General features: G+C 65.9%; 14 protein-coding genes, 2 tRNA genes and 2 pseudogenes. 5 read left to right on the top strand and 13 right to left on the bottom strand.

Annotation, left to right across the window (positions count from 1 at the left end):
* Positions 1 to 152: 152 nt before the first annotated feature.
* From rpsA to aroA, 3 genes are all read right to left on the bottom strand, one after another.
* On the bottom strand, positions 153 to 1862 hold the full coding sequence (rpsA, locus tag ABDW31_RS05700) for a 30S ribosomal protein S1 (protein ID WP_184715368.1): 1710 nt from the start codon (positions 1860 to 1862) through the stop codon (positions 153 to 155).
* A 135-nt stretch (positions 1863 to 1997) separates the two neighbouring features.
* The gene (cmk, locus tag ABDW31_RS05695) at positions 1998 to 2648 is read right to left on the bottom strand and encodes a (d)CMP kinase (protein WP_184715366.1); all 651 of its coding nucleotides are present in this window, start codon (positions 2646 to 2648) and stop codon (positions 1998 to 2000) included.
* Positions 2649 to 2652: 4 nt separating this feature from the next.
* Positions 2653 to 3984 (bottom strand): 3-phosphoshikimate 1-carboxyvinyltransferase, encoded by a 1332-nt coding sequence (aroA, locus tag ABDW31_RS05690; protein WP_184715364.1) that lies wholly within the window; start codon positions 3982 to 3984, stop codon positions 2653 to 2655.
* A gap of 118 nt (positions 3985 to 4102) precedes the next feature.
* Between aroA and ABDW31_RS05685 the strand changes: the two genes are divergently transcribed.
* From ABDW31_RS05685 to ABDW31_RS05670, 4 genes are all read left to right on the top strand, one after another.
* Positions 4103 to 4573: a TIGR02300 family protein gene (locus tag ABDW31_RS05685; RefSeq protein WP_184715362.1), complete on the top strand. Its 471-nt coding sequence runs from the start codon at positions 4103 to 4105 to the stop codon at positions 4571 to 4573.
* A gap of 216 nt (positions 4574 to 4789) precedes the next feature.
* Positions 4790 to 4865: transfer RNA gene (locus ABDW31_RS05680), tRNA-Ala, on the top strand.
* Between the two features lie 202 nt (positions 4866 to 5067).
* Positions 5068 to 5493 (top strand): Hsp20 family protein, encoded by a 426-nt coding sequence (locus ABDW31_RS05675; RefSeq protein ID WP_184715360.1) that lies wholly within the window; start codon positions 5068 to 5070, stop codon positions 5491 to 5493.
* A gap of 83 nt (positions 5494 to 5576) precedes the next feature.
* On the top strand, positions 5577 to 5846 hold the full coding sequence (locus ABDW31_RS05670) for a DUF1150 domain-containing protein (protein WP_184715358.1): 270 nt from the start codon (positions 5577 to 5579) through the stop codon (positions 5844 to 5846).
* 41 nt (positions 5847 to 5887) lie between these two features.
* Here the strand turns inward: ABDW31_RS05670 and ptsN are convergent, their stop codons facing one another.
* The 9 genes and pseudogenes from ptsN to ABDW31_RS05625 all read right to left on the bottom strand — a co-directional run bounded on the left by ptsN (position 5888) and on the right by ABDW31_RS05625 (position 12452).
* The gene (gene ptsN / locus ABDW31_RS05665) at positions 5888 to 6349 is read right to left on the bottom strand and encodes a PTS IIA-like nitrogen regulatory protein PtsN (protein ID WP_184715356.1); all 462 of its coding nucleotides are present in this window, start codon (positions 6347 to 6349) and stop codon (positions 5888 to 5890) included.
* A gap of 84 nt (positions 6350 to 6433) precedes the next feature.
* Complete coding sequence (raiA, locus tag ABDW31_RS05660) at positions 6434 to 7060, bottom strand: ribosome-associated translation inhibitor RaiA (protein WP_184715354.1); 627 nt, start codon at positions 7058 to 7060, stop codon at positions 6434 to 6436.
* Positions 7061 to 7133: 73 nt separating this feature from the next.
* Positions 7134 to 7748: an exopolysaccharide biosynthesis protein gene (locus ABDW31_RS05655; protein WP_184715352.1), complete on the bottom strand. Its 615-nt coding sequence runs from the start codon at positions 7746 to 7748 to the stop codon at positions 7134 to 7136.
* A 113-nt stretch (positions 7749 to 7861) separates the two neighbouring features.
* Positions 7862 to 9346, bottom strand: a pseudogene (rpoN, locus tag ABDW31_RS05650) (RNA polymerase factor sigma-54); the annotation flags it as partial.
* 214 nt (positions 9347 to 9560) lie between these two features.
* Complete coding sequence (gene lptB, locus ABDW31_RS05645; protein ID WP_172267338.1) at positions 9561 to 10319, bottom strand: LPS export ABC transporter ATP-binding protein; 759 nt, start codon at positions 10317 to 10319, stop codon at positions 9561 to 9563.
* A 24-nt stretch (positions 10320 to 10343) separates the two neighbouring features.
* Positions 10344 to 10898 (bottom strand): LptA/OstA family protein, encoded by a 555-nt coding sequence (locus ABDW31_RS05640; RefSeq protein WP_184723535.1) that lies wholly within the window; start codon positions 10896 to 10898, stop codon positions 10344 to 10346.
* A gap of 65 nt (positions 10899 to 10963) precedes the next feature.
* Positions 10964 to 11630 (bottom strand): annotated as a pseudogene (gene lptC, locus ABDW31_RS05635) (LPS export ABC transporter periplasmic protein LptC).
* A complete protein-coding gene (locus ABDW31_RS05630; protein ID WP_184715346.1) occupies positions 11597 to 12214 on the bottom strand; it encodes a ribonuclease D in 618 nt (205 codons plus the stop codon). Before ABDW31_RS05630 ends, lptC begins: the two are co-directional and overlap by 34 nt.
* Before the next feature lie 151 nt (positions 12215 to 12365).
* Positions 12366 to 12452, bottom strand: a tRNA-Leu gene (locus ABDW31_RS05625).
* Positions 12453 to 12605: 153 nt separating this feature from the next.
* Between ABDW31_RS05625 and ABDW31_RS05620 the strand changes: the two genes are divergently transcribed.
* Positions 12606 to 13571 carry a complex I NDUFA9 subunit family protein gene (locus ABDW31_RS05620; RefSeq protein WP_184723533.1) on the top strand — a complete coding sequence of 322 codons (966 nt, stop codon included), beginning with the start codon at positions 12606 to 12608 and terminating at the stop codon, positions 13569 to 13571.
* A gap of 152 nt (positions 13572 to 13723) precedes the next feature.
* On the opposite strand, the gene ABDW31_RS05615 is transcribed toward ABDW31_RS05620, so the two are convergent.
* Entirely contained in the window at positions 13724 to 14524 is an 801-nt protein-coding gene (locus ABDW31_RS05615; protein WP_184715344.1) for an undecaprenyl-diphosphate phosphatase, read from the bottom strand.
* Between the last annotated feature and the right edge of the window lie 232 nt (positions 14525 to 14756).

The following is a 14756-nucleotide window of genomic DNA, read 5'->3' as shown; positions in this document are numbered from 1 at the left end:
CCCAACGAGGGCTGAGTCTTCAAGGGGTTGCGTGCGATTCACGACCAAGGTTCGGTTAATGCGTACACCCTCGATCAGGTCTGCGCGCAAAAGAAAACGGCGGCTGGATTGCTCCAGCCGCCGCCTGACTTCAGCTCACGAGAAGCGGAAGACTATTCCTTGGTGGCGCGCTCGCGCAGAGCCGCACCCAGGATGTCGCCCAGCGAAGCGCCGGAGTCCGACGAGCCGAACTGCTCGATGGCTTCCTTCTCTTCGGCCATTTCCAGCGACTTGATCGACAGCGAGACGCGGCGGGCAGCCTTGTCCACGTTGGTGATCTGAGCGTCGACGCGGTCACCCACGGCGAAGCGCTCGGGGCGCTGTTCCTGACGATCGCGCGACAGGTCCGACTTGCGGATGAAGGCGGTCATCGGGGCGTCGTCTTCACCGAAGCGGACTTCGATGCCGCCCGAGGTGACTTCCGTGACGGTGACGGTCACGGTCTGGTTCTTGCGGTAGGTGTCGCCCGACATCGGGTCGCCAGCCAGCTGCTTGATGCCCAGCGAGATGCGTTCCTTCTCGATGTCGACATCGAGAACCTTCGCCTTGACCACGTCGCCCTTCTTGTAGCGAGCCATGGCTTCTTCGCCCGGAGCGCTCCAGTCGATGTCCGACAGGTGCACCATGCCGTCGATGTCGTTGTCGAGGCCGATGAACAGACCGAATTCGGTCGCGTTCTTGACTTCGCCTTCGACGGTCGAACCGACCGGGTGAGCTTCCACGAAGGCTTCCCACGGGTTGGCCAGAGCCTGCTTCAGGCCCAGCGAAACGCGGCGCTTCGACGGATCGACGTCCAGCACGACCACGTCGACTTCTTGCGAGGTCGAGACGATCTTGCCGGGGTGGACGTTCTTCTTGGTCCACGACATTTCCGAGACGTGCACCAGGCCTTCAACGCCGGCTTCCAGCTCCACGAAGGCGCCGTAGTCGGTGATGTTGGTGATGCGGCCCGTGAACTTGGCGCCGACCGGGTACTTGGCTTCAACGCCATCCCACGGATCCGACTGCAGCTGCTTCATGCCGAGGCTGATGCGCTGGGTGTCCGGGTTGATCTTGACGATCTGGACCTTCACGGTGTCGCCCACGGCGAGCACTTGGCTCGGGTGGTTGACGCGCTTCCAGCTCATGTCGGTGACGTGCAGCAGGCCGTCGATGCCGCCCAGGTCAACGAACGCACCGTAGTCGGTGATGTTCTTGACGACGCCTTCGCGGATTTCACCCTCTTGCAGCTGCGACACCAGTTCGGTGCGCTGCTCGGCGCGGGCTTCTTCCAGGATAGCGCGACGCGAGACGACGATGTTACCGCGCGGACGGTCCATCTTCAGGATGGCGAAGGGCTGTTCCTTGCCCATCAGCGGACCGACGTCGCGGACCGGACGGATGTCGACTTGCGAGCCCGGCAGGAAGGCCGAAGCGCCGCCCAGGTCGACGGTGAAGCCACCCTTCACGCGGCCAACGATGGCGCCCATGACGGGTTCGTTGCGGGCGTAGACGCCTTCCAGACGGGTCCAGGCTTCTTCGCGCTTGGCCTTTTCGCGGCTGATGACCGCTTCGCCCATGGCGTTTTCGAGGCGTTCCAGGAACACTTCGACGGTGTCGCCGGCCTTGATGGTGGCCTTGCCGTTCTCGTCGACGCCGAATTCCTTCAGCTGGACGCGACCTTCGGTCTTCAGACCGACGTCGATGATGGCGAAGTCCTTTTCGATCCCGACCACGAGGCCCTTGACGACGGTGCCTTCCGCGAAGTCGCGGCCGCCCATCGAGTCATTGAGGAGCGCTTCGAAATCGTCGCGCGTCGGGTTGAAGCTCATATCGTCAGCCATGCTGATCTTTGGTCTCTAGGGTTAGGGGAAGCCCTGCGATGAGCGCCGCCGAATGACGGTTCTCGGGATTCCGGATGAAGAGGGTTTTGAAGCGGGTCCCGCGACTTTCTGGGTCACGGCGAGGTCGGCGGTGGATTAGCCCGGGAGGTTTCCCGACCGGGCGCGCGCGTCCTCGACGATACGGCGGGCCGCATCGAAGGCCTGCTCTATACTCATTTCCGAGGTGTCGAGCAAGATAGCGTCCACAGCCTGGGTCATGGGGGCGTCCTTGCGGCCGCCATCGCGCGCGTCGCGCTTGTGGATGTCGGCCAGGATCTCGTCGAAGGTGACGCTTTCGCCCTGCCCCGTCAGCTGCTTCCAGCGGCGGTCGGCGCGCACCTCCGGGCTGGCGGTGACATAGAGCTTGGCGTGGGCGTCGGGGGCGATGACCGTGCCGATGTCGCGGCCGTCGATCACCGCACCGGGCTCCCGCTCGGCGAAAGCGCGCTGCAGGTCAAACAGCGTCTTTCGCACGCCCGGATGAACGGCCACACGGCTGGCGGCCTCGCCGGCGGCGCGGGTGCGCACCTCCGGCTTCTCCAGTTCCGAGAGATCCAGCCCCCGGGCCGAGGCCTCGGCGGCGGACGGGTCGTCCAGGTCGCCGCCGATGGCCAGCAGCCTCACGCCGACGGCGCGATATAGCAGGCCGGTGTCCAGCATCGGCAGGCCGTAAGCAGCCGCAAGGCGCGAGGCCACGGTGCCCTTGCCCGACGCGGCCGGACCGTCGACGGCGATGATGAAGCCCATGTGATCAGGCCTCGCTCAGGGTCGCGCCCAGACCGCGCATCAGCTCCACGAAGCCGGGGAAGCTGGTGGCGATCATGCCAGGCTCGTCGACCGACACGGCCTCCTGCGCGGCCATGCCCAGGATCAGGTGGCTCATGGCGATCCGGTGGTCGCCATGCGTCTCGACGGTCGCGCCGCCGCGCGGCGGCTGGCCGGTGCCGCGAACGATGAAGCCTTCCGGCTCCTCCTCGACGTCGACGCCGCAGGCCTCCAGGCCCGCCGCGGTCAGGGCGATACGGTCGCTTTCCTTGACGCGCATCTCGCCAACGCCGCGCATCACCGTCTCGCCTTCCGCGAAGGCGGCGGCGATGGCCAGGATCGGATATTCGTCGATCATCGACGGCGCGCGCTCGGGCGGCACCACGACGCCCTTGAGCTTGGAGAACTTGGCCGTGATGTCGCCGACGTCCTCGCCGCTGGCGACGCGGACGTTCGAGATGACCAGGTCTGCGCCCATCTCCTGCAGGGTGGTGAAGAGGCCGGTGCGCAGCTCGTTGAGCATAACGCCCTCGACCGTCACTTCCGAACCGGGAACGAGCAGGCCAGCCACCAGCGGGAAGGCCGCCGACGACGGGTCGCCGGGCACGGCCACGTGCGTGCCGGTCAGCTTCTGGCCCTCGGGCAGGCGGATGTGGCGGATGGTGTGCTCGCCGGCGACGCGGTCCTCGACGATCACCTCGGCCCCGAAGGCGCGAAGCATCCGCTCGGTGTGGTCGCGGGTGGCTTCCGGCTCGATGACCTCGACGCCGCCCTCGGCGTGCAGGCCGGCCAGCAGCACGGCCGACTTCACCTGGGCCGAGGCCATCGGCAGCGTGTAGTTGAGGCCGCGCAGATTGCCCCCCTTCAGGGTCAGCGGCAGGCGGCCCTTGTCGCGGCCCAGCCAGGTCGCGCCCATGCGGGCCAGCGGATCCAGCACCCGGCCCATCGGACGGCCACGCAGAGAATTGTCGCCGGTGAAGGTGGCGCACATGGCGAAACCCGCCGCTGCACCCATGATCAGACGCACGCCGGTGCCGGCGTTGCCGCAGTCGATGACGTCGGTCGGCTCCTCGAAGCCGCCCTTGCCCTCGATGCGCCAGCGACCGACGCCCTCCTGCTCGATGCGCGCGCCGAAGGCCTGCATGGCCCGCGCGGTCGCCAGGACGTCGTCGCCTTCCAGGAGGCCTTCGACCGTCGTGGTCCCAGTCGCCAGCGCGCCCAGGATCATCGATCTGTGAGAAATGGACTTATCGCCCGGGGCCCGCACGATCCCTCGCAGAGCGCCTGCGGGTGCGCTCTTCAATCCAGCCGACGACATGCCGAAACCGGCTCCTTAGTACTTGGTGGTTTTCGCGAAGGGGTTTGCTTTTGACAGCGGCCTCTCGTCATGGCAAGTGACCGGCCGCTTTTCCCATCAGGATCAAAGGGTCGCCAACTTGGCCAATCCCGACTTGGGCGCAAAACAAATCTGCCCCAACTGCCAATCGAAGTTCTACGATCTCAACCGTCGTCCGGCCGTCTGCCCCAAGTGTGGTGAGCAGTTCGATCCGGAAGAGGCGCTGAAGTCGCGCCGTGTCCGCGCCCGCGCGGTCACGCCCGACTATGACGCCGAGGACGAGAAGGAAGCCCCGGCTCCCAAGGAGCAGGACGGCTACGAGGACGAAGCCGACGAAACGCCGGAAATCGACGAGGCGGCCGAGGCCGACGTTGTCGAGTCCGACGACGAGGATTCCGAACCCGGTTCGAGCTCGCCCTCGGGCGACGGCGACCTGGGCGTCGACTTCGCGGAAGACGAAGAACTCGAAGACGAGGAAGCCGACGACGTTCCGTTCCTGGAGGACGAGGACGACGACGACAATCTCGAGGACGAGATCGAAGGCCTGCCCGGCGAGGGCGACGACGACTAATTCCTGCCGGATAGCCGGTTTCGGGCTTTCGAAACCGGCTATCCACAGGCGTTTCCAGGGATGCGAAACTTTTCTCGAAAAAAGTTCGCTGAGGGGGGTTGATCCCCGAAAAATCCCGGACTAGTTTCCGCGCCTCTTCGGAGGGCGACGCAAGCCGGAACGCCGAAGAGACCAAGGATTTCCGAGAGTTACCGCAAGGTCTTCGAGGAAAAAATTGGGGCTTTAGCTCAGCTGGTAGAGCGCTTGCATGGCATGCAAGAGGTCAGCGGTTCGACTCCGCTAAGCTCCACCATCAAGGCCCGGACGGAAACGTCCGGGCCTTGTCCATTTCTGGGCCTGGCCATCAGGCCCCCGCGCCCAGCGCGCTCTCGAACCCCACGCCTCTTGAACCTTACACGCGCGCTCGCCATCTCTGTGGCTGTGTCGTGGGGACCTTGCGCCGATCCCCGGGTTTGTCTCTCCACGAACGAAGTCGCTTGAGCGAGGACTTCGCGATGACCCGGACGATCCTGTTCGACAGCCCCTTCCTGCTGGGCTTCGAACACACCCGAGACCTGATCGAGCGCGCCGCCAAGGCCGCCTCGGAAAGCTATCCGCCCTACAATGTCGAACAGTCGGAAAACGGTGGGGTGCGCATCACCCTGGCGGTGGCCGGCTTCTCGCCCGACCAGCTGCACGTGACCGTAGAGGGCGGCCAGTTGATCGTAGCGGGCAAACGCGACGTCGAGGGTCGTCCGGAGGCCGAGAGGGCCTTCCTGCACCGTGGGATCGCCGCCAGGGGCTTCCTGCGCACCTTCGTGCTCGCAGAGGGCATGGAGGTCAGCGGCGCGACCCTGGAGCACGGCCTGCTGCACATCGACCTGGCTCGGCCCGAGCCGGAACGCCTGGTGAAGAAAATTCCGATCCGCAGCGCGGGCTGAAAGGCCGCGCCGAACCCGCCGCGAGGTCCGGCTCTGAACCGGCCGGGAAAAGGCGCGTTCCCTAGTTGAAGGAGGTGGTCATCATGACGCCCAACACCCACACCCATTCGCTGTTCACCAGCGAAGCTTTCGCGGCCCTTGGCGCGCCTGACCTCGTTTATGTCCGGCCGATCAAGGCCGCCGAGATCCTCGCCGACGTCCCCGAGGGCGTGGAGGACTTCAACCTGGCCCCCGACCAGACCCTGTACGCGGTGTGCCGCGCCGACGGCGCGCGCCTGGCCGTGATGATCGACCGGGACACGGCGATCGCCGCCGCCCTCGCCCACGAACTGGCGCCGGTGTCGGTTCACTAGATTTATGATGGCGGCGGGCCCTAGAGGCCCGCCAAGCCGCCTCAAGCGGCCGTGGCCGCTTCCTGGGTCAGCAGCACATGGATGGCGTCGGCCGAGCGGGCCTGACGCAGGGCCGTGCGAATATCCGCCTGACGCATCATGCGCGCCACGCGAGCCAAGGCTCGCAGATGCTGTGCATTGGCCTCTGGCGGGGCCAGGAGCGCGATCAGGAGGTCCACGGGCTTGTCATCCAGGGCGTCAAACGCCACCGGGGCGTCCAGACGCACCACGACGGCGCGAATGCCGTCCAGCCTTTCCAGACGTGCATGGGGAATGGCGACGCCTTCGCCCACGCCGGTCGAGCCGGCGGCTTCACGTTCGATCAGACCATCCAGGATCGTGTCGGCGTCCAGGCCCAGAACGCGGCCGGCGACGTCCGCGACCATCGAAAGGGCCTGGCGCTTGCCAGGCGCGCCAGCGCGTAGCGCCACCGCTCCGGGCTCCAGTAGATCGCCGATGGTCATGGACTTCCAACGCTCGCTCTTGTCGACCGCCTCGACGCCGCCAGCCAAACCCGCCGGCGGCGCCCCAGACCATGGGCGGTCCGGTTAGTTCGCGGCGTGTCCGTTCAGCGACTTCGTGCGCTCGGGATCGATCCAGCCGATGTTGCCGTCTGGACGTCGATACACCACGGACAATCCGCCATGGGCGGCGTTCCTAAACACGATTGCCGGGTAGGCGGTCAAGTCCAGTTCCATGACCGCCATGGAAACGGTCATCGTCTTCACAGCGGCTTGGGTTTCCGCAATGACCATGGCCGCGGGCGCGCCCGTCGGGTGGTCGTTTTCCACATCCCAATCGTGCTCTTCGCCCTCGTCGATATCGGGAGCGCGAAGGACGAACATGGCGGCGTTTTCGACCTGCTTGGCCGTCGCCGCCGCCGAATGGCTCTTGAGGCGGCGCTTGTAGCGGCGGATGCGGGTGTCGATCTTCGACAACGCCGCATCGAAGGCCGCGTGGGCGTCACCCCCCGATCCATGGCTGATGAGCTGCTGACCCGAAGCCAGCTTTACCGAGCAATCGACACGGAAGGCGTAGCCCTCCTTGCTGACCACGACTTCGGCGGCTCCGCCTCGGTCGAAGTACTTGCCAATGCTCAGGGTGATTTCGTCGGAGACTCGCGCTCGCAGAGCCTCACCAACGTCGACATGCTTGCCGGAGACTTGGACTTGCATACCGATACAACGCGCCTGTCCGGGACGGGTGTCAAGCGTGGCTGTACCCCTTACGGAAACGTCCGGATTCCCCCTACATCAGCCCCGAAAACACCCCAATCAGCTTGCGCACGGCGATCACCACCACATGGGCGCTGACGAACAGCAGAGCGCCGCTGCCCAACGCCATCAGATAGCCCAACAGCGCCAGAAAGCCGTCCCTCTGCAGCAGCGCCAGGGCCAGCACGGCGACCGTCGCGCCGGGCGCGAAATTTCCCAGGGGAATGGGCAGGACCAGCACCAAGGCCAGCAAGGTGCAGACCACGCCGATGGCCCGCTCGCCCAGCGGCGAGAACAGGGCCTTCAGCCGCGGACGGGTGACCAGCTCCATGCTGCGCACGATCGGCGCCAGGCGCTTGAACAGGCCGCGCAGGTCGTTGCGCTTCAGGGGCTTTTCGACCAGTCCGCGCGGCAGCCACGGCGTGTCCGCGCCCATGGCGATCTGCGGAGCCAGGAACAGGATCGGCAGCGACAGGATAGTCGAGGAGCCTGGCGGCAGCGGCAGGGTGTTGAGCAGACCGAAAACCAGCAGCATGGCCCCAAAGGCGCGGCTCTCGAACGCCTCCAGCATCTCGCCGACTGTCAGGGTGGGACTGGCGTCCTCCCCGAAGCCCTCGATCACGTCGGCCAGGCTCTTGTCGGTCATCAAATCCTCGTCAACGCCCGGTCAGGAACGCGCGAGAGAGCGATAGGGCGCGCGCCTTGGTCGAGTGTTAGCCGCTCGACCGCCGCCTTGCGCGCCAAAAGTGACTTTGAAGCCGGCTGCTTCATCTGGCGGCGGCGCTCGACCGACGACGGGATGCGCAGGGCTTCGCGGTACTTGGCGACGGTGCGACGGGCGATGTCGACGCCGGCGGTCTTCAGGATCTCGACGATGGCGTCGTCGGAGTGGACGTCGCTTTCCGTCTTCTCGGCGTCGACCAGGCTCTTGATCTTGTGGCGAACGCTGGCGGCCGAGTGGGCCTCGCCGCCTTCCGACGATTGGATGGCCGAGGTGAAGAAGAACTTCAGCTCGAACACCCCCCGTGGGGTGGCGATGTACTTGTTCGAAGTGACGCGGCTGACCGTGCTCTCGTGCATGCCGATGGCGTCGGCGACGGTCTTCAGGTTCAGCGGGCGCAGATGCTCGACGCCGAAGGCCAGGAAGCCGTCCTGCTGACGGACGATCTCGCTGGAGACCTTCAGGATGGTCTTGGCGCGCTGATCCAGGCTCTTCACCAGCCAGTTGGCCGTAGCCATGCAGTCGGCGACGAAGGTCTTCTCCTGGTCGCTCTTGGCGCCCTTGGAGACGCGGGCGTGGTAGCGCTGGTCGACCAGCACGCGCGGCAGGGTGTCGGTGTTCAGCTCGACGTGCCACATGCCGCCCAGGCCCTCACGGACCATGACGTCGGGCACCAGGGTCTCGGCCGGCTCGCTGTGATAGGCCGCGCCCGGACGCGGACTCAGCGAGCGGATCTCGGCGATCATGTCGCGCAGGTCTTCGTCGTCGACGCCGCACAGACGGCGCAGGCTGACGAGATCGCGCTTGGCCAGCAGCTCGAGATTGTCGAGCAGGGCGGCCATGCAGGGGTCGTAGCGGTTCAGGTCCTTCAGCTGCAGCGCCAGGCACTCGCGGACGTCGCGGGCGAAGACGCCGACCGGCTCGAAGCCCTGCAGGGTCGCCAGGGTCACCTCGACCAGCTCCAGCTTGCAGCCCAGGCGGGCGGCCAGCTCGACGGTGTCGAGGCGCAGATAGCCGCCTTCATCGACCGCATCGATCAGGATCTCGGCGATGGCGTTGCGGGCCGGCGACAAGGCCGCCTGGACCAGTTGCTCGCGCAGGTGAGCCGCCAGGGTCGGCATATCGGTCAGGGCGCTCTCATAGCCCTCGTCGCTTTCGAACGAGCCGCCGCCGCCGGCGCGCGACCAGTCGATCTGGCCGCCGGCGTGCTCGGCTTCGGCGCCGTCGCCGGTGGCGCGTTCACCCGGCGAGACGTCCTCGTGCGGGGCGTCCATCTCGCGGCCGGCCGTGCTGTCGGCGACGGCGTCGAGCTGGGTGTTGCTGGCGGCGCGTTCGGCTTCAACCTCACCGACGGGCTCGGGCTGACCCTCGTCGCGTTGCAGAAGCGGGTTACGCTCCAACTCCGCGTCGACGAAGGCGTCGAGCTCGATATTCGACAGCTGCAGAAGCTTGATCGCTTGCTGCAGTTGCGGGGTGATGACGAGGCCCTGACCCTGACGGATCTCGAGACGGTGGCTGAGCGCCAATGCGCCCTCCTGACGATCGAAAAACTTCGAGCGCCATTGAAGGGCCGGTTTGGTTAACGGGTCGCGAAGACTTGCAAATATCGGGCCGGTGCGACGTTCCGTCCTGGAAAAGATCGTGCCAGTCGCATTGTCCCTGCAAGATCAACGGCTTGATCAGCGTGCGGAGCGATGACGCAGGCGCCTTTTGCCCACCCCTGCGCGCTTTTGGCCGCTGTTAATCGCCGAGCCGAGGCTCGCTGAAGCTGTCGCCCAGATAAACGCGCTTAACTTCCGGGTTCTCGACGATTTCGCGCGGCGAGCCCTCGAACAGCACCTCGCCGGCGTGGATGATCGAGGCGCGGTCGATGATGTCCAGCGTCTCGCGCACATTGTGGTCGGTGATCAGGATGCCGATGCCGCGACCCTTGAGGTAGCCGATCACCTCGCGGATGTCGGCGATGGCCAGGGGATCGATACCGGCGAACGGTTCGTCCAGCAGCATGAAGGACGGTTCGCTGGCCAGGGCGCGGGCGATTTCCACGCGGCGGCGCTCACCGCCCGACAGGGCGACGGCGGGCGACTTGCGGATGTGGGTGATGCGCAGCTCTTCCAGGATGCTGGTGACCTGCTCGCGGGCCTTGCGCGAGTCCTTCTGGCGCATCTCGACCACGGCCATGACGTTCTGCTCGACGGTCATGCCGCGGAAGATCGAGGCTTCCTGCGGCAGGTAGCCCACGCCCAGGCGGGCGCGCTGGAACATCGGCTGGGCGGTGATGTTCTCGCCGTCCAGATAGATCGCGCCGTAGTCGGCGGCGATCAGGCCGGTGACCATGTAGAAGCAGGTGGTCTTGCCAGCGCCGTTGGGACCCAGCAGGCCCGCGACCTCACCGCGCTTGAGGCGCAGCGAGACGTTCTTGACGACCGGGCGGTCGCCGAACGACTTGCCGACGGAATCGACGAACAGGCCGTCCATGTCGTTGGAGGTCAGGGTCATGGACGGTCCTACTGACGAATCTTCTTACGGGCGCTGGTCGGCCGCGGCGGGCGCGCCGGTCGTCTTGTCTTCGTTCTGGTAGAACACCGCGCGGACCCGGCGCTGGGTTCCACGGCCCTTGGCGGTGGATTCCAGCTTGGCGTCGTTAGTCTTGGTGTTGACGGTCAGACGGTCGCCCCGCGCCACGTCCTTGCCCTTGACCAGCACCACGTCGCCGGTGACGACGGCGATGCTGTTGTTGAAGGTGTAGACGGCGCGGTCGCCGCGGGCCTGCTGGTTCTGGCTGACGATGTAGACGCTGCCCTCGGCTTCCATGCGCTGGGCGTCGGCGCACTGGTTGTCAGCGCCCGGCTTCTTGGCGCTGTAGACCGTGACCTTGTCGGCGCGCATCCGCGAACGGTTCTGCAGGATCTCAACGTTGCCGCTGAAGATCGTGATGCACTTGCTGTTGATCGTTTCCTGGTTGTCGGCGGCCACGTCGATCGGCGCGCTCGAGGCGCTCTGGCGCGCGTGAGCGACGCCGCCGACCATACCAGCCAGGATCAACGCGGTCGTCGCCGCCGCCGTCCATCGCTTCATCAGAACCATGTTCCTCATCCGTCGCAGCCCGCTTTGCTCGCGAACCTGCGCCATTCAACTGTTCTTTACTGCCGTTCGAGGCGCGCGCGAACCCCGCCGCGGAAAACGATGCGATCGCCCTTGTCATATACGGAGTAGGCGCTGGATTGCACCTGCCCCGTAGGACCTTCGCCGCTCATCACCGTATCGCCCGTGACGTCCCCGGTCTTGGTGTCGACCACCGACTGCTCGGACGCGAACCGATAGCCGGCGCCGTCGTCCAGCCGGACATTGTTCTTCAGGTTCAGACTGAAGTCGTCCTGACGATAGACGCCGTTCTTGGCCGTCATCCGCGTCGGGGTCGGCGAACCCAGGTCCAGGGTCAGGGCCGGCTCCTCGAGAATGATGCGACGCATGTCGTTGTCGTCGCGGATCGCCGAGCGGGCGGTGATCATGAAGCTGCGCCCGTCGGTCGACTGACCGTAGAAGCGCGGCGTGATCAGGCGGATCTCGGTCTTGGCCTCGGCCGGCGGATGGGCGGCGGCCATGTAGGTGCGCCAGCCCACCTGGACGACCACCACCAGCAGCAGCCCCGCGATCGCGGCCGGCAGGACGATGCGCGCAGCCAGCACGCGACGCGAGCGGCGGCGCCAGCGCGCGAGATCGGCGCTCATCGCTCGTCCGGTCATGACCGCGGTGGGGTGCATCGTCCGTCCGTCTTAGCTGTGGGCGAAGATGTCGACGTCCTCCCACCCGGCCAGGTCCAGCGAGGCGCGGTGGGGGAGGTAGGCGAAGGCGGCGTCGGCCAGGGCCATCCGGCCCTCGCGCACCAGCATGACGTTCAGCTTGTCGCGCAGGGCGTGCAGATGCAGCACGTCCGAGGCGGCATAGGCGACCTGGTCGGCCGACAGCGTGGCCGAGCCCCAGTCCGACGACTGCTGGACCTTGGAGAGCTCCACGCCCAGCAGCTCGCGCGACACGTCCTTCAGGCCGTGGCGGTCGGTGTAGGTGCGCGCCAGCTTCGAGGCGATCTTGGTGCAGTAGACGGGTGCGGTCACCACGCCCAGATGGAGTTCGAACATGGCGATATCAAAGCGCCCGAAGTGAAAAAGCTTCAGGACGTTGGCGTCCGTGAGCAGGGCTTTCAGGTTCGGGCAGTTGTAGGTCGAGCGATCCAGGCGCACGACATGGGCGTTGCCGTCGCCCGACGACAGCTGGACGACACACAAAGGATCACGCCCCAGACGCAGACCCATGGTCTCCGAATCGATCGCAATGATGCTCGCGCCCGCGAACACGCCATCGGGCAGGTCGCCCTCGTGAACGAAATTGGCCAACTCTCAGACATCTCCGGCGAAGCTGCGCATACAGCGCGGCGAACCACGCACCGTTATAGGCGCGCGACACATATACTCGCGATGAACGGGATATCTAACTTTTAGGGAAGTTGGCGCCACCCCCGCCTCATCAAATGAAGCAAATAAGGGGTGGTGCCCAGGAGAGGACTCGAACCTCCACGACCTTTCGGTCACTGGCACCTGAAGCCAGCGCGTCTACCAATTCCGCCACCTGGGCCCGCTGCGCAACCGGGTAGGTCGCTGCGAGGCCGGGACGTTTAGGGGCAGCTTCTCATCGCGTCAACAGGCAAAAACGACAAATCGTGATTTCGTTGCGAACAAGGCCGTGGTCGTCTAATTCCCCGGTCATGTCTTGCGACGAGGAATGAAGATGCAGGGTCTGGTCACCGTGTTCGGCGGCACGGGTTTCGTGGGCAGCCAAGTGGTGCGCGCGCTCGCCAAGGCGGGTCATCGCGTGCGCGTGGCCGTGCGCCAACCCAATCTCGCCTATCGCATGCGCATGCTGGGCGACGTCGGTCAGATCGAGGTCTTCCAGGCCAATGTCCGCAACCCGGCCTCGGTGGCCCGCGCGTTGGACGGCGCTGAGGCCTGCGTGAACCTGGTGGGCGTGCTCTGGGAGAGCGGCCGCCAGAAGTTCCAGTCGGTCCATGTGATGGCCGCCCAGACCGTGGCCCAGGCCGCGGCCAAGGCCGGCGTCAAGCAGCTGGTCCATGTCAGCGCCCTGGGCGCCAAGGCCGACAGCGAGTCGAAATACTTCCGCACCAAGGCGGAAGGCGAACAGGCCGTGCGCGCCGCCTTCCCGGGCGCGACCATCGTGCGTCCGTCGCTGGTGTTCGGCGTCGACGACAAGTTCTTCAACAAGTTCGCCCAGATCGCCGCCCTGTCACCGATCATGCCGGTGGTCGGCGCCGAGACGCGTATCCAGCCGGTGTTCGTCGGCGACGTCGCCGCGGCGATCGCCAAGACCGTGGCCAGCCCGGCCGCCGTTGGCGTGACCTACGAGCTGGGCGGTCCGGCCATCTTCACCATGCGCGAGATCATGCAGCTGGTGCTGACCGAGACCGGCCGCAATCGCCCCCTGGTCGCCCTGCCCTCGCCGATCGCCGGCCTGCTGGGCTCGCTGGGCGACCTGCAGGGCTCGATCATTCCCTGGGCCCCGCCGCTGACCACCGACCAGGTCGAGATGCTGAAGACCGACAACGTCGCCGATGGCGGCCTGCCGGGCCTGGCCGAGCTGGGCGTGGCCGGAACCGCGGTCGAGGCCGTAGTCCCGTCCTACCTCTACCGCTACCGCAAGGGCGGCCAGTACGCCGAGACCCCGGCGGGCGCGTTCTAACAAAAGCCGCTTCCCCGGCGAAAGCCGGGGCCCAGATGCAAGAGCGCCCGCGATCCGGATTGGATCGCGGGCGTTTCTGCATGCGCCTCACAGCTCTACGATCTGGGTCCCGGCTTTCGCCGGGAAAACGGATCTGGATCAGCGCGGCCAAATCACCGAGGAATGTACAGCGCCGCCAGACCGACCACGCCCACCGCGATCCGCCAGTAGGCGAACGGCGCGAAGCCGTGGCGGGTGATGAAGTTCAGCACCGTCTTGACCACGAACACGCCCGAGATCAGCGCGGCGACGAAGCCGATGGCGATCAGGTTCAGGTCCTTGGCGCTGAGCAGGTCGATGTTCTTGTAGAGGTCGTAGGCGAACGCCCCGGCCATGGTCGGCATGGCCAGGAAGAAGCTGAACTCGGCGGCCGAACGCTTGTCGCACTTCAGCAGCAGGGCGCCGGCGATCGTCGCCCCCGAGCGCGACACGCCCGGCACCAGGGCCAGGCACTGGAAGACCCCGATGATGAAGGCCGTCTTCAGCGGATACTGCGACACGTCGGTGTAACGCGGCTCGAACTTCATGCGGTCCAGCCCCAGCAGGATGAAGCCGCCGACGATCAGGGTGGTGCAGACCAGGGTCGGGCTCTCGTAGAGCACGGTCTTGATGAAATCGTGGGCCAGCACCCCGACGAACACCGCCGGCAGGAAGGCCAGCAGGATGCCGGTCACGAACCGCCGCGTGCCCGGATCGGTGTGCAGCGTGGTCAGCAGCGCCCACAGGCGGCCGAAATAGACGCTGATGATCGCCAGGATCGCGCCCAACTGGATCAGCACCTGGAAGGTGTTGCCCGGGCTGTTGAAGCCCATGAAGTGTCCCGCCAGCAGCAGGTGGCCGGTCGACGAGACCGGGATGAATTCGGTCAGGCCCTCGATCAGGCCCAGTACGAGTGCGATCAGCCAATCCGGCATTGAAGTCCCCACCTGCGTTTTAGACGCTTGTCTCTCAGACGTTGGCCTGGGCGTGCGCCTTCTACGGTAAATACGTCGTTAATCCATAAAGTGGACCACTTTTAGCTTGTGTTGCGAGTCGATCTCAAAGACCCCACCCAAGACGCGGATATATAAGTCTATCTTTTTGACAATCGCATTCTTATTGCCCCGGAGAGTCCGTATGAGGCCCCAGAGAGCAATTTTTCTCCCA

The sequence above is a fragment of the Caulobacter sp. genome, assembly GCF_039596335.1.
Taxonomy (GTDB): Bacteria; Pseudomonadota; Alphaproteobacteria; order Caulobacterales; family Caulobacteraceae; genus Caulobacter.
The sequence above is the reverse complement of the archived record's forward strand: the minus strand, read 5'-3'. Positions and strand labels throughout refer to the sequence as shown.